Consider the following 13,842-nt stretch of genomic DNA (forward strand, 5'->3'; position numbering starts at 1 on the left):
TGGCCCCATCCCCGCCGCCAGGCCGCATTTCCGCTACACTATTGCCTCTTAAAGAACGCAATAGCGAAAGCCGAGCCAGAATCATGAATACGCCAGACATCGAAAATATCAACGTCACCTCCTTCGCACCCATGCCGACGCCAGCCGAACTGCACGCCAGGCTGCCGCTGTCGGAGAGCGCGTTCGACACCGTCAGCCGCGGCCGCGAAGCGCTGCGCAACATCATCGACCGCAAGGACCAGCGCCTGTTCGTCGTCGTCGGCCCTTGCTCGATCCACGACCCGGTCGCCGGCCTCGATTACGCGCGCCGCCTGAAAGCGCTGCAAGAGGAAGTCAAGGACACGATGCTGCTGGTGATGCGCGTGTATTTCGAAAAACCGCGTACCACCACGGGCTGGAAGGGCTATATCAACGACCCGTACATGGACGATTCGTTCAAGGTCAACGAAGGCATGGAGAAGGCGCGCCAGTTCCTGCTCGACGTGTGCGAACTGGGCTTGCCCACCGCCACCGAAGCGCTGGACCCGATTTCGCCGCAATACCTGGGCGATCTGATCGCCTGGACCGCCATCGGCGCGCGCACGACGGAATCGCAGACGCACCGCGAAATGTCGTCGGGCCTGTCGACACCGGTCGGCTTCAAGAACGGCACCGATGGCGACATCAGCATCGCCGTCAACGCGATCCTGTCGTCGCGCACCCGCACTCCTTCCTCGGCATTAACGCCGAAGGCAACGTCGCCATCGTGCGCACGCGCGGCAACGCCTACGGCCACGTGGTGCTGCGCGGCGGCGACGGCCGTCCGAACTACGATTCGGTCTCGATCGCCATCGCCGAACAGGCGCTGGCCAAGGCCAAGCTGCCCGCCAACCTGGTGGTCGACTGCTCGCATGCGAACAGCTATAAAAAACCGGAACTGCAGCCGCTGGTGATGGGCGACGTGGTCAACCAGATCCGCCAGGGCAACCGCTCGCTGGTGGGCGTGATGATCGAATCGAACATCGTCGGCGGCAACCAGAAGATCCCGCAAGATCTGTCGCAACTGACCTACGGCTGCTCCGTCACGGACGGCTGCATCGACTGGGACACGACGGCCACCATGCTGCGCGATGCGCATGCGCACCTCGTCAATCGTCCGAAATAAACGGCCGGGGTCAGACCCCCGCTTGCGTTGGTGCCGAACCTGACGTTAGCGGCATCGAAGGTCTGACCCCATACCGCCCGTTCCCTCATCACGCCATCTGCACATGCGGCAGCACGGCGAACGAACCGGCCAGCGCCTGCTCCGCCTTGCTGGCCGGGATATTGAGCTCGTTGAAGTCCAGGTAGATGCGCCCGTCCAGGATGCGCACGGCGTACATGCGCGCCATGCCCTGCACGGGCGCCACCAGGCGGCCAGAATCGAGCTCGATGATCCAGCCGTTCTTCGGCCCCATCAGGTTTTTCTCCATCAGCACCCCATGCGCCAGCGGGCCGCCCAGGCAAGGCACCGTGTCGAGCAGCGCGTAAACCGTGTCGTCCGACGCGCGGAACAGCGCCACGCCCGGCAAGTCCTGCCACGCCAGCCCCCGCTGCACCATGCGCGCGCCCGCCAGCGGCATGTCCTTCAGGCGGCAAATCATTTTCCATTGTTCCGGCATTGCTAGCTCCCTCGAGAAAGGCACACGCTTGACTAAGCAAGAGCGGTGCCAGTGCCGGCGGCACAAGCGCAAAGCAGCCGGAATCGCGGGCAAAACCGGCCCGCGCCGCACTGCGCAAGTGCACACTGCCGCCGAAATGGTGCGCCGGCCGCACGGTGGACTGCCCGGCTTTCCTTTACAATGGCGGATTACTCCTCCCTATTCAGTACCTTCATGATTGTTCTTGGCGTCGAATCCTCCTGTGACGAAACCGGCCTGGCCTTGTACGACACGCAACGCGGCCTGCTGTCGCACGCCCTCTACTCGCAAGTAGCCATGCACGAGCAATATGGCGGCGTGGTGCCGGAACTGGCGTCGCGCGACCATATCCGCCGCGCCATCCCGCTGCTCGAAGAGACCCTGACAAAGGCCGGCATCGGTCTGTCCGAAATCGACGCCATCGCCTACACGCAAGGGCCGGGCCTCGCCGGCGCGCTGCTGGTGGGTTCCTCGGTTGCCTGCAGCCTGGGCCTGGCCATCAACAAGCCGGTGCTGGGCATCCACCACCTGGAAGGCCATTTGCTGTCGCCGCTGCTGGCGTCCGATCCGCCGCAATTCCCGTTCATCGCGCTGCTGGTGTCGGGCGGCCACACGCAGCTGATGCGCGTCGACGGCGTGGGCCAATACACGATGCTGGGCGAAACCCTGGACGATGCGGCCGGCGAGGCGTTCGACAAGTCGGCCAAGCTGCTGGGCCTTGGCTATCCGGGCGGCCCCGCCATCTCGCGCCTGGCCGAATTCGGCGACCCGCTGGCGTATAAACTGCCACGCCCCATGCTGCATTCGAAGGATTTCAATTTCAGTTTCTCCGGTTTGAAGACGGCCGTACTGACGGTGGTCAAGAACCATGAAGAAAAGGTCATCGCCAATATCTGCGAACAGGACAAGGCGAACATCGCGCGCGGCTTCGTCGACGCCATCGTCGACGTGCTGACGGCCAAATGCGTGTCTGCCCTCAAGCACACGGGCTTGAAGCGCCTGGTGATCGCCGGCGGCGTGGGCGCCAACGCGCAGCTGCGCGCCTCGCTCAACGCGGCGGCCGCCAAGAAGCGTTTCAAGGTGTATTACCCGGAGCTGGAATTCTGCACCGATAACGGCGCCATGATCGCCTTTGCCGGCGCCATGCGCCTGCAGATCAATCCGGACGCAGCCAAGCACGATTACTCGTTCAACGTGCGCCCGCGCTGGCCGCTGGACGAAATCCGCGAAGTCTGATCACGCCAGCAGGAAGTTGCGCGCGCCCGCCAGGGCTGCGCCCTCTGCCACCGTTTCATCCTTCAATTCCACGCCCGACAACTGCCTGGTAAATGCCTGCGACAGCAAATAGTGCAGCCGGTAGGCGGCCGGCGCATACGCCAGCCCCTCGGGGCGCACGTTCGAGATGCAGTTGCGGCGCTCGTCCAGCAAGCCTGCTTTCGGCGCCCACGTCAGGTACAGGCCCAGGCTGTCCGGGGAACTGAGGCCCGGCCGCTCGCCGATCAGCACCAGCACGGCCCGCGCTTTTATCAATTCCCCCACCTCGTCGCCGATGGCCACCCGGCCCTGCGCCACGATGTGCAGCGGCGACAGCGTCCACGCTTCCGGCGCCAGCCGTGCGCGCAAGGCGGCCAGGAAGGGCGCCGCGTGGCGTTGTATCGCCAGCGCCGACAGGCCGTCGGCCGCCACCAGGGCCAGGTCCACGCCCTTGCCACCTCCGGCCAGCCGCGCCCGTGAAACATCGTCGAGCCGGCGTCCCAGGTCGGGGCGTTGCAGATAGTCGGCGCGCGTGGCGGCCGCGCTGTGCAGCGGCACGCAGTCTTGCCCTTGCGTGGCCAGGGCGCTTGCCAGGGCCGCGCCATCGAGTTCCAGGTGCACGGCGTCGCGCGCCTGCGCGTGCGCCAGCTGGAACGCCAGCTGCGCGCGGGTCGGCACGCTCACGCCGCTGCGTCCCAGCGCGATGCGCGCCGCCGTATGCGCGCGCAGCGCCTGCCACAGATGGTTTTCGTCCATGCATACCCCCTAAGCGTCCAGGCCAGCAGGGCAGCCTGGAAGGCGGGCGCCAGCGCCGTGTTCAGGTTCCCCTGCGCATCCGTGATCCGCATGCGCGCCAGCCAGGCGTCGAATTCCGGTGCGGGACGCAGGCCCAGCACGCGGCGCGCATACAGGGCGTCGTGGAACGAGGTGCTCTGGTAGCCCAGCATGATGTCGTCCGCGCCCGGCACGCCCATGATGAAATTGCAGCCGGCCACGCCCAGCATGGTCAGCAAGGCGTCCATGTCGTCCTGGTCCGCTTCCGCATGGTTGGTGTAGCACACGTCACAGCCCATGGGCAGGCCCAGCAGCTTGGCGCAGAAATGGTCTTCCAGCCCCGCGCGCATGATCTGCTTGCCGTCGTACAGGTATTCCGGGCCGATGAAGCCCACGACGGAATTGACCAGCAGCGGCTGATATGCGCGCGCCACCGCATACGCGCGCGCCTCGCACGTCTGCTGGTCCATGCCGTGGTGGGCGCCGGCCGACAGGGCGCTGCCCTGCCCGTCTCGAAATACATGACGTTCTGACCCACCGTGCCGCGTCCCAGCGACAGGGCCGCCGCCTGCCCCTCGGCCAGCAGAGACAAGTCGATGCCGAAGCTGCGGTTGGCCACCTGCGTGCCCGCCACCGACTGGAATACCAGGTCGACGGGCGCGCCGCGGCGTATCGCCTCGAGCGTATTGGTGATGTGCGTGAGCACGCAGGACTGCGTGGGAATCTGATACTGAGCTATGACGGCGTCGAGCAGGTGCAGCAGCGACACCACCTGCGCCACATTGTCGGTGGCGGGATTGATGCCGATCACGGCGTCGCCGCTGCCCAGCATCAAGCCATCGAGCATCGACGCGGCAATCCCCGTGGCGTCATCCGTCGGATGATTCGGCTGCAAGCGCGTGGACAGGCGCCCTTCCAGGCCCAGGGTATCGCGGAAAGCCGTGACGACACGGCACTTGCGGGCCACCAGCACCAGGTCCTGCAGGCGCATGATTTTCGAGACGGCGGCCGCCATTTCCGGCGTGATGCCGGCGGCGACGCGTGCCAGCGTGGCCGTATCCGTCGCGTCATCGAGCAGCCAGTCGCGGAAATCGCCCACGCACAGATGGGAAATGGGCGCGAACGCGGCGCGCGCGTGGGTATCGACGATCAGGCGCGTGACTTCATCGTCTTCATACGGCACCAGCGCTTCATTGAGGAATGTCAACAACGGCACCTCGGCCAGCGCCAGCTGCGCCGCCCCCGCTCGCGCGCGCTGGCGGCCGCCACACCGGCCAGCAGGTCGCCCGAACGGGGCGGCGTGGCTTTCGCCAGCAGCTCCTTCAGGCTGGCGAACTGGTAAACATGGCTGTCTATCGTATGGCTGAAGCGGGGCATGGTTCGGTTCCTCCAAGGCCCCCATCTTACGCCAACTTATAAACTGCGCAGCGCCCCTTCCAGCTGCGGATAGCGGAAGCTGAATCCCTCTTCCAGCAGGCGGCGCGGGGCCACCCTCTGGCCTTCCACCAGCAAGTCGGCCTGCTCGCCCAGCAAGGCGCGCATGACGAAGGCGGGCGTCGGCATGAAGGAAGGCCGGTGCAGCACTTTGCCCGCCACCTGGGCGAAATGGCGCTGCTCAATGGCTTGCGGCGCGCAGAAGTTATACGCGCCATTCACGGCACCCTCTTCGCTGCGGCGCGCCACATGGGCGATGGCGCGGATGACGTCGCGCACGTGCACCCACGTGACCCACTGTCTGCCGCTGCCCAGCGGGCCGCCCGCGCCGAAGCGGACTGGCAGCAGCATCTGCGGCAGCGAACCCTGGTGGCCGAAGACGAGGCCGAAGCGCATGCAGCCCACCTGCACGCCATAGCGTTCCGCCTGGCGCGCGGCCGCTTCCCATTCCTGGCACAGCTGCGACATGAAGATGGCTTGCGGCGCGCTCTCCTCCGTCAATTCCGTGGCGTCGCCCTGCGGCTGCACGCCGTAATAGCCGATGGCGGACGCCGACAGCAGCACCCTCGGCTTGTGCTGCGCGCGGGCGATCCACGCCACCAAGTCCTGCGTCAGCGCCACGCGGCTGCGGCGCAGGGCCGCCTTGCGCGCGTCCGTCCAGCGCTTGCCGACGATGCGCGCGCCGGCCAGGTTGACCACCATGTCGATGCGCTGCGCATCCGATAATTCGCCAAACGACCGGATGCAGCGCACCTGGCCGTCGAAGGTCCACGCGGCCTGCTTCGGCTGGCGCGTCAGCACCGTCACCGCATGGCCGTCGGCCAGCAAGGCGCTAACCAGCTGCTGGCCGATAAAACCCGTGGCGCCCGTCACCAGCACGGACTGCGGCGCGGCGGCAAAGCGCAGGTGCTCCTCTTGCTCTGCCGTCTCCTGCACCTTGCGCCGTCCCAGCTGCCATACGGCATACGCGTCGCGCAGACCGGACAGGCCCACGCCCACGCCGCACAGGGCGAGGAAGACGCTGAGCCAGCCATACGGCTGCCATACGAGGGCCGTCGGCAAGGTCGCCCACTCGCTGCTGTTCAGGGCCAGCAGCGCGATGAAGGCACCCGCATTGATCGCCAGCACCGTGTGCGTGACCCGCTCCGTGGCGGGCAAGAGGCGGGTTTGATCTTCCACAACAAAATCCCACAGGGTCAGCACGATTTCCACGCCAAACACGATCACCAGCACCCAGGCCCAGGCGCCATGCCACTCCCAGGCCGCCAGGCCCACGAACAGCAGGCTGTAGATCAGCGCGCGCGTGGCATGGATGGTCAGTTCCAGGCGCGCCGACGCCTTTTGCGGCAGCGCTTCCGTGATTTCATGGTGGTAGATGGTGTCGAAGGCGCCCAGGCAGCCTTGCGCCGCCATCAGTTGCAGGGCCAGCAGATGCGTATTCATGGTGTCTCCTTGTGAATTTCCGGCGCGGTGGATTCGCGGAACACGCCGGCCTGGGTAAACGTGGTGCCGAACAGCGCGTGGCGGATCTCGATGCGGATGTTGAACTGCTGCGGCGTGTCGTTGCGGTGGCACAGATAGGTCTTGCCGGGCGTGAGCACGCCGGGCAGCGGCATGCGCCAGCCGAAAAGATCCCAAAAATAGCCGTCGCTGGTGAAATGCAGATTGCCATCCTCGACGTGCAGGACGAGCTTCATGCCCAGTCCCATGCCCACGTATTCGAGCACTTCGCCTTTTTCGCTTTCGGCCATGTAGGACGTGAAGCGGATCGGCGCGCGGCCATGCAGGCGGTAGGTGCGCTGCTTGAAGATGAAGGGGCAGCCGGGGCGCGAATACACTTCGATATCGACGGGGAAGTCGTGGTCGTCGTACGGAATCAAGGCGCCGTCGATGAAGGGGCGCGTCAGCCAGCCCAGCACCTTGCCCAGGCGCGAACTGGTGAGTTCACTGAGCTCGCCCCGGTAATACAGGGGCTGGCCCGGCGCGGGATTTTTCTCGAAGCGGCGCCGGATGTCAGGGTGCAGGGTCAGCCACCGCTCGCCCATGACCTTCTTGAACAATTCTCCCTCCGAGGGGCCGTTCATGCTTTTCCCGGCTTGCCCGGCTTGTCGTCCGGGCTGAGGAACTTGGCCACCTTGCCGCCCATCGACAGCATGCGCTGCAGGGTCGCCGGCGGCAGGTTTTTGTAGTCGCTATAGGTGGAGCTGAGCATTTCCAGGAAGGCCAGCACTTCGCCCATGCGCGCCAGCGTCTCCGGCGGTATCGCCGCATCCTGTTCGCCCTCGATCGCGCACTCGCGCAGCACCGTCAGCGTGGGGTCGATCTCGCGCCGCTTGCGCTCTTCCATGATGACGCGGAAGATTTCCCACACATCCTGCAGGGCGACGAAGTGGTCGCGCCGGTCCCCCATCACATGCGTGATGCGCGCCAGGCCCCAGCTTTGCAATTCCTTCAGGCTGTTGCTGACGTTCGAGCGGGCCACGTTCAGGCTGGCCGCGATGTCTTCCGCCGTCAGCGGTGCATTCGCCAGGAACAGCAGCGCGTGAATCTGCGCCACCGTGCGGTTGACGCCCCAGCGGGTGCCCATCTCGCCCCAATGGAGAATGTATTTCTGCGTCGTCGGACTCAATTCCATGATTTTCTCTTATTTCTGTCGTTACAGAAATGTAAGACGAAACAGAAAAACAGTCAAGCGCGATTCGTCAGGACTGGGCGGGCGGCTGGCCCATGGCGCGCAGGAAGGCTTGCTGCGAGGCGTGCAACTGGCCGTAACCGAGTTCGCGGTACACAAGGCCGTGGCGCGGCGCCAGTTCGGCCAGGATGCGCGCCAGCGCCGGATAGTGGCGGTGGCTCCAGGTGGGGAACAAATGGTGCGTCAGGTGCAGATTCAGGCCGCCGAGCCAGTAACCGAGCCAGCGCAAGGCGCGCGGCTTCGGCGTCCAGTCGCAGGCCGTATAAAACGTGTGCTGGTACCAGTCGTGCGGCAGCGTGCCGTCTTGCCCCGGCTGGAAAAACTCCACTTCGGCCCAGTGCGTGCCGAGGATCAGCGCCACCAGCGCGCACGAGGCGAGCATCTGGCCCACGAAATACGCGCCCAGCACCACGCCCCAGCCGATGCCATGCTGCTGCAGCACCCACATGGGCAGCGCCAGCACCAGCGCCACGTGGCCCAGCTTCCAGCCCAGGAAAGACAGCCAGCCGCGCCAGCCCTGCAAGCGGCTGTGCGCGGCCACGGGCGTCTTGCCGAAGCGGTCCAGCCAGTCGCCATACCAGTTCAGGTAAGGCAGCGACAGGGCCGCCACCACGGGCCAGTACAGGTATTGATAGCGGTACTGGGGCGACCAGCGTTGGAACGGCGTCTGGCGCAGGAAGGGGTTCGGTTCCGTGAGGTCATAGCCTTCCACGTTCGCATACGTGTGATGGAAATGCACGTGGCGGATGGTCCAGAAATCCGTGTCCACGCCCACGGGCAAGCCCACCAGGCGGATCAGGATGCGATTCAGGCGTCCCTGGCGGAAGACGGCGCTGTGGGCCGCGTCGTGCAGGGTATTCATGGCCAGCGCCAGCGCCGGCCGCCACCAGGCAGGCGACATAGCTGGCGACAAAGCCCAGGCTGCTGCCGGCGCTCAAGGCCAGCGCGTACAGCCCCGCCGTCAGCGCGGCCAGGAAGACGCTTTTCGCATGCATGCGCAGGTCGGCAAAGCGGTGCCTGCCCTCGCTGGCAAGGTAGGCGTCGGCGCGCGCGCGCAGTTCGCGGCGGAAGGCGGAATCGCGGGCAGGCTGGAAGCGCAGCGGCGGCAGGGAGGGTACCGGCGGCGTCACGCGCGCGTCCCCGCCGTAGCCGGCCACCACAGGCGGCGCGCGCCGTCGAGGCCATGCGCCAGCAGCGCGGCCAGGAACACCATACCCCACGCATCGCGCGGGCCATACCAGCCCAGATACAGGGCAGGCATGGCCAGCGCGATGGCGACCCAGGCGATGGCGCCCCAGCGCCGCGCGTCCGACAAGCCGCCCAGCGCCAGGGTGCCGCCAAAGATCAGTGCGAACAGGATGGCTTGCTGCGCGCCGGCCAGCGCCGCTTCGTGGTTGACGTAATAAATCACGAGGCCAAACAGGATCACCCCGCCGATGCCGATGAACAGCTCGGGCACTTCGAAAGTGCCGCGCGACTGCCAGTGGGGAAAGCGCGCGCGCAGCCACTTGAACAACTTGCTGTTGCTGGCCAGGAGCGGATTGTGGGTTTGTGTCATGCCCTTCACGCCATAGCGCATTTCCACGCCATCGAGTTCCGGCTGGAAGCTGCCGAAGAGTTTGTCCCAGATCAACAAGGTGCCGCCGAAATTGCGGTTGATGTAGCGTTTATCCGTGCCATGGTGCACGCGGTGGTGCGAGGGCGTGACCATGAAGCTATCCAGAATGCCGGACTTGTTCACCAGCGCATTGTGGTTATACAACTGCACCGTGTAATGCAGCGACGAGACGACGAGGAAGATTTCCAGCGGTACGCCCAGCACGGCCAGGATGGCGATGAAGGGGAAATTCGTCAGCGATGAATACCAGGAATTGCGCACGCCCAGCGACAGGTTGAAATGCTCGCCCTGGTGGTGCACCACGTGCACGGCCCACAGCAAGGGGATCTTATGGTGCAGCCGGTGCATCCAGTAAAAGCACAGATCCCAGGCAAAGAAAGCGAATACCCACTGCGCCGCCACGGGCCACTGGTCGACGATGTGCAGGTTCACATGGCGCAGCAGCAGGGCAAACGCCGCCACTTCCACGCCGCGGAACACCCACATCAGGATATGGCCGGAATTGAGGTTGAAGATCACGTCCTTCCACGGCACGGGCGTCTTGCGTACCCATTTGAGGATCAGCAGTTCGGCCAGCACGAAGGCCAGCATGACAAGGAAAGAGAGGGCAAAGGGATTCATCATGATGCGGTTTCAGTGGAAATGGCGCGGCGAGCTGTCCAGAATACCTGCATTTTCGCCAACATGCCGCCCGCCACGCCCACGGCCAGGCCGGCGGCCAGGTCGATGCTCACGTGCCGGCGCAGCGCGATGATGGCGTAGCAGATCGCCACGCCCAGCACCAGCGCCAGCGCGGAGCGCAGCAGATGGCGCTTGTCGCACAAGGCCCACACGCACAGCAGGGTCAGGGCGCCATGCAGCGAGGGCAGGCAGTTTTGCGCGGAATCCGCCGCCTGCAGCAGGCGCAGCGCCTGCGTGCTCCAGGCATGACCGTCGCCCACGGGCGGATATGCGAGCGTGGTCGGATACAGCAGGAAGACCACGCCGCAGGCCAGCGCGGAAAGCGCCATGGCGCGCGCCAGCCAGCGCACGCGGGCCGCATCGGCCGCCAGGTAGGCGTAGGGGATCAGGATGAAAAACGACAGGTACAGCCAGATGGCGGCATCCGTGTAGGGAATGGCGCGGTCCAGCGCCGTTTCCGGCAGGAGTACCCCCTGCCCTTGCAGCACATCGCTGGAAAAATACACGAGGCCGACGCTGCCCCAGCCGGCCAGCAAATGCAGCAGGCGGCCGCGCACGGTCATGGAAGAAGGGTTCATGCGGTCGCAAGGCGCCGGATGCGGCGCCGTTTCATGGTGGGGTCAAAGGGAGGCAGTTCGCTGCCCGTCGTCCAGGCCAGGGCGTCGACGGCCACGCCCAGGCCGCGCAGCACCGCCGCCAGGTGTTCGCGCAAGGCGGCCAGGCCCGCGTCGTCGAGGGCCGCATGCAGCTGCAGGGCAGCATCGCCCGACTGCAGCAGGCGGTAGTCGGCGTCGGCCGGCAAGGCTTGCGCGAACGCGCGCGTCAAGACGTCGGCAAACACGGCGACGGGGGCGCCGCCGCGTGCAGAGGGAAGCAGCAGCATGTCGTCGCAGCGCCCTTCGATGCCGTCGATGGCGCGCGTGGCGCGGCCGCACGGGCATGGCGTGGCGCGCGCGATCAGGATGTCGTCCAGGCGGTAGCGCACGATGGGCTGCGTGATGCGCGTGAAGTCGGTAATCACGGGCACAAAACGACGTTCTTCAGCGTCGAGCCATTGCGGCTCGACGTGCACATATTCTTCGTTCAAATGCAGCACGCCGTGTTCGCAGCTGCTGGCAAGGAAACCTTCCGTGGCCTGGTAGATTTCATGCACGGCGCCGAACGCCTGCGCGATCAGGGCGCGGTCCTGCGCTTCGAGCACTTCGGCCACCGAGATGACTTTTTTCGGCGCCAGCGCCAGGCTGCCGTCGATGACGAGCAGCGCCAGCTGGCGCAGCACCTGGGCCGGCGCGACGATGACGGTGGGTTGATATTGCGCAAGCTGCGCGCACAGGCTGTCGAACGGTGCGAACAGGTCGTAGAAGGCAAACGTCAGCCACGGCGAACGCACGGCCGTGTACAGATTGCTGTTCGCGCGCAGGAACAGCGCCACTTTTTCGCCGGAAAACAGGCCGTCGGGCAGCGCCTTGGCCAGCATCACGCCCGCCCATTGCGCCTTTTCGCGGGGGCTGACGGTAAACACGGCGCGTCGCGACGAGGTGCCCGACGACAGGCCCACGGTGATGTCGCCCACGGCCGGCGTGAAGTCGCGGCTATGTTCGGCCGCCATGGCCGCGTCCATCGCCTGCGCCAAAGTCACCCCTTCGGTGTTCATGGCATCGAAATGTTCGAGCATCAGCGCCTTGTTCATGGTCGGCCACTGCGCCAGCGGCAGCTTGCGGTACGGCGCAAAATACGTGCTGCGCGCGCACAGCACCTCGATGAAACGCGCCAGTTGCCGCTGCTGATAGGCGTCCAGCTGCGCGCGGCTTGTGAAACGCAGGCGGCGCGTGCGCCAGTACGACAGCAACAGCCAGACAATACGCTTCACGGGCGGCCCGCCACTGGCAAATAATCGTTGGTATCTTCATGCGTGATGCGGATCCGCGCATTGCCCGACCGGTGCAGCTGGTGCAGGCGGTTCAGGGTGGCGTAGTACGGCGCGCGCTTGTGCTGGATGAGGAACGACAGTTCCGATGGTCCGCGCAGCTGCTGGAAGCTTTCCGGCACCCACGCCGCGTCCGACGCCAGCAAGGTCCAGCCTTCGTCCTGCAGCACGAAGGCGCCCAGATGGCCGATGGCGTGGCCGGGCAGGTCGACGATGTAGATTTCGCCCGTGCCGCTGACGTCGCGCCCGTGCGTAAACGGCAGCAGGGCCGCCGGCAAGGCCGTCTCGGGCACGCTTTCGACGAAATCGAGGCGGTCGGCTATGTCGTTTGGCAGCAGCTCGGGCACGAAGGCCTGGCGCACGGCGGCCACGCCGGACAGTCCCCGCACGGCGTCCCAGCCCGTTTTCGAGGCCATCAGCCGCGCGCCGGGAAAGTCGCGCAGGCCGGCGATATGGTCGGCGTGGAAGTGCGACAGCAGCAGGGTATTGATGTCGCCGGGCGATACGCCCTGCGCGCGCAGCTGGCCGTGCAGCGACTCGCTCTCGTCGAACGAGATGGGCGTGACCCACGCGTACATGCGGTACACGCCTTTCGACGTGGCGGCGCGGAAGTGTTCGGCATACCCCGTGTCCCACAGGTACAGGCCAGCGCGCGTTTCGATCAGGTAGGCGCGCGAAGGGAAGCAGCGGCTGGCCAGCCCGCTGCCTTTCAGGACCATGCACGAAGGATGGGTGCAGTGGCCGACGCGAAACGCGGTGATGCTAGCCATTGCGCTCCTTGCCCACCTTGTGCGCCGCCGCTTCCTGGCGCATCCATTGCGCCGTGCGGGCGATGCCGTCCTGCAGGCTGACGACGGGACGATAGCCGAGCACCTTGCGCGCCTTGGCGCCGTCGAGCGTCATGTCGAAACTGAGCGCGCCGATGCTGTAGGGCGTGAGCGACGGTTCGCGCCGCGTAAAGCGCGAGGCGAACTGCATCAGGCGCGCAACCACCGCCAGCACGCGGTACGGCACGCTGACGATTTCGAACGGCTGCTGCAGGTGCTCGCAGAACAAGGTGCGCAAGATGTCGCACAGGCGCGCCGGTTCGCCATTCGTGATGTTGAAGGCGGCGCCGGAAGCGATGGTCTTGTGCACGGTGGCCAGCCACATCGCATGCACGACGTTATCCACATAGGTGACGTCGATGGTGGCCGCGCCGCCGTTGGGCAGGGGCAGCTTGCCGCCGCGCTGCTGCAGCACGCGCGCCAGGCGCGGGATCAGCACCTGGTCGTGCGGGCCGAAGATGGCGCGCGGGCGCAGGATCACGCACGTCATGCCGCGGTGGCGGTCGACGCAATCCTGCACCAGCTTTTCCGCCATCGCCTTGGAACGCGCGTACGCGTTGACGAAGGCGTCGGGGCGGAAGGTTTCCGGCACCTCGTAGCGGTTGCGGTAGTCGAAATAGATGGCCGGGGTAGAGATGTGCACGAAGCGCGCCACGTGCAGGCTGGCGGCCGCGCGCAGCAGCTGGCCCGTGGCCGTGACGTTGGCGGCGATGAAATCGCGCTCCGCGCCCCACGGCGAGGACAGCGCGGCGCAGTGCCAGACGGTGTCCATGCCGCGTACCAGCTCATCGACCTGGCGCGGCGTGGCTTGCGCCAGGTCAAGCGCGACGAATTGCGCGCCCATGCGTTCCAGTTCGCGGCCCACGGCGGCATTGCGACCCGTGGCGCGCACTTCCACGCCCTGCGCAAGCAAGGTGCGCACGGCATTGCGCCCCAAGCCGCCCGTCGCTCCCGTGACCAGTATCCGCCTCATCGCA

At 66.1% G+C, this 13,842-nt stretch carries 12 protein-coding genes and 2 pseudogenes; 2 read left to right on the forward strand and 12 right to left on the reverse strand.

What is annotated here, in order from left to right; genetic code table 11:
- The first annotated feature begins 83 nt into the window (after window positions 1-83).
- Window positions 84-1,144, forward strand: a pseudogene (locus ACQVLG_RS02495) (3-deoxy-7-phosphoheptulonate synthase).
- Between the two features lie 88 nt (window positions 1,145-1,232).
- Here the strand turns inward: ACQVLG_RS02495 and ACQVLG_RS02500 are convergent.
- The gene (locus ACQVLG_RS02500) at window positions 1,233-1,640 is read right to left on the reverse strand and encodes a nitrite reductase (NAD(P)H) small subunit (RefSeq protein ID WP_474292708.1); all 408 of its coding nucleotides are present in this window, start codon (window positions 1,638-1,640) and stop codon (window positions 1,233-1,235) included.
- A gap of 213 nt (window positions 1,641-1,853) precedes the next feature.
- On the opposite strand from ACQVLG_RS02500, the gene tsaD reads away from it, so the two are divergent.
- A complete protein-coding gene (gene tsaD, locus ACQVLG_RS02505) occupies window positions 1,854-2,894 on the forward strand; it encodes a tRNA (adenosine(37)-N6)-threonylcarbamoyltransferase complex transferase subunit TsaD (protein WP_474292709.1) in 1,041 nt (346 codons plus the stop codon).
- On the opposite strand, the gene eutC is transcribed toward tsaD, so the two are convergent.
- The 11 genes and pseudogenes from eutC to ACQVLG_RS02560 form a co-directional block, all read right to left on the reverse strand.
- Window positions 2,895-3,668, reverse strand: a complete 774-nt coding sequence (eutC, locus tag ACQVLG_RS02510) for an ethanolamine ammonia-lyase subunit EutC (RefSeq protein WP_474292711.1) — start codon at window positions 3,666-3,668, stop codon at window positions 2,895-2,897.
- A 47-nt stretch (window positions 3,669-3,715) separates the two neighbouring features.
- Window positions 3,716-5,063 (reverse strand): annotated as a pseudogene (locus ACQVLG_RS02515) (ethanolamine ammonia-lyase subunit EutB); the annotation flags it as partial.
- A gap of 36 nt (window positions 5,064-5,099) precedes the next feature.
- Entirely contained in the window at window positions 5,100-6,563 is a 1,464-nt protein-coding gene (locus ACQVLG_RS02520; protein WP_474292713.1) for a TIGR01777 family oxidoreductase, read from the reverse strand.
- A complete protein-coding gene (locus ACQVLG_RS02525) occupies window positions 6,560-7,204 on the reverse strand; it encodes a DUF4166 domain-containing protein (RefSeq protein WP_474292715.1) in 645 nt (214 codons plus the stop codon). The genes ACQVLG_RS02520 and ACQVLG_RS02525 overlap by 4 nt, the downstream gene beginning before the upstream one ends.
- Window positions 7,201-7,755 carry a GbsR/MarR family transcriptional regulator gene (locus ACQVLG_RS02530; RefSeq protein WP_474292716.1) on the reverse strand — a complete coding sequence of 185 codons (555 nt, stop codon included), beginning with the start codon at window positions 7,753-7,755 and terminating at the stop codon, window positions 7,201-7,203. The genes ACQVLG_RS02525 and ACQVLG_RS02530 overlap by 4 nt, the downstream gene beginning before the upstream one ends.
- 67 nt (window positions 7,756-7,822) lie before the next feature.
- Window positions 7,823-8,674, reverse strand: a complete 852-nt coding sequence (locus ACQVLG_RS02535; protein ID WP_474292718.1) for a fatty acid desaturase family protein — start codon at window positions 8,672-8,674, stop codon at window positions 7,823-7,825.
- Between the two features lie 264 nt (window positions 8,675-8,938).
- Window positions 8,939-10,054, reverse strand: coding sequence for a sterol desaturase family protein (locus ACQVLG_RS02540; RefSeq protein ID WP_474292719.1), 1,116 nt, complete (start codon window positions 10,052-10,054; stop codon window positions 8,939-8,941).
- Window positions 10,051-10,689, reverse strand: coding sequence for a phosphatase PAP2 family protein (locus ACQVLG_RS02545; protein ID WP_474292720.1), 639 nt, complete (start codon window positions 10,687-10,689; stop codon window positions 10,051-10,053). The genes ACQVLG_RS02540 and ACQVLG_RS02545 overlap by 4 nt, the downstream gene beginning before the upstream one ends.
- Entirely contained in the window at window positions 10,686-11,981 is a 1,296-nt protein-coding gene (locus ACQVLG_RS02550) for a F390 synthetase-related protein (protein ID WP_474292721.1), read from the reverse strand. Before ACQVLG_RS02550 ends, ACQVLG_RS02545 begins: the two co-directional genes overlap by 4 nt.
- Window positions 11,978-12,808, reverse strand: coding sequence for an MBL fold metallo-hydrolase (locus ACQVLG_RS02555; RefSeq protein ID WP_474292723.1), 831 nt, complete (start codon window positions 12,806-12,808; stop codon window positions 11,978-11,980). The genes ACQVLG_RS02550 and ACQVLG_RS02555 overlap by 4 nt, the downstream gene beginning before the upstream one ends.
- Window positions 12,801-13,838: an NAD-dependent epimerase/dehydratase family protein gene (locus ACQVLG_RS02560; RefSeq protein ID WP_474292725.1), complete on the reverse strand. Its 1,038-nt coding sequence runs from the start codon at window positions 13,836-13,838 to the stop codon at window positions 12,801-12,803. Before ACQVLG_RS02560 ends, ACQVLG_RS02555 begins: the two co-directional genes overlap by 8 nt.
- Between the last annotated feature and the right edge of the window lie 4 nt (window positions 13,839-13,842).

The sequence above is a fragment of the Janthinobacterium sp. TPC_1 genome (assembly GCF_056037845.1).

Coding starts and splice junctions, on each gene's coding strand:
- ACQVLG_RS02500 (WP_474292708.1), bottom strand. CDS start 1,640: ATGCCGGAACAATGGAAAATGATTTGCCGCCTGAAGGACATGCCGCTG.
- tsaD (WP_474292709.1), top strand. CDS start 1,854: ATGATTGTTCTTGGCGTCGAATCCTCCTGTGACGAAACCGGCCTGGCC.
- eutC (WP_474292711.1), bottom strand. CDS start 3,668: ATGGACGAAAACCATCTGTGGCAGGCGCTGCGCGCGCATACGGCGGCG.
- ACQVLG_RS02520 (WP_474292713.1), bottom strand. CDS start 6,563: ATGAATACGCATCTGCTGGCCCTGCAACTGATGGCGGCGCAAGGCTGC.
- ACQVLG_RS02525 (WP_474292715.1), bottom strand. CDS start 7,204: ATGAACGGCCCCTCGGAGGGAGAATTGTTCAAGAAGGTCATGGGCGAG.
- ACQVLG_RS02530 (WP_474292716.1), bottom strand. CDS start 7,755: ATGGAATTGAGTCCGACGACGCAGAAATACATTCTCCATTGGGGCGAG.
- ACQVLG_RS02535 (WP_474292718.1), bottom strand. CDS start 8,674: ATGAATACCCTGCACGACGCGGCCCACAGCGCCGTCTTCCGCCAGGGA.
- ACQVLG_RS02540 (WP_474292719.1), bottom strand. CDS start 10,054: ATGATGAATCCCTTTGCCCTCTCTTTCCTTGTCATGCTGGCCTTCGTG.
- ACQVLG_RS02545 (WP_474292720.1), bottom strand. CDS start 10,689: ATGAACCCTTCTTCCATGACCGTGCGCGGCCGCCTGCTGCATTTGCTG.
- ACQVLG_RS02555 (WP_474292723.1), bottom strand. CDS start 12,808: ATGGCTAGCATCACCGCGTTTCGCGTCGGCCACTGCACCCATCCTTCG.
- ACQVLG_RS02560 (WP_474292725.1), bottom strand. CDS start 13,838: ATGAGGCGGATACTGGTCACGGGAGCGACGGGCGGCTTGGGGCGCAAT.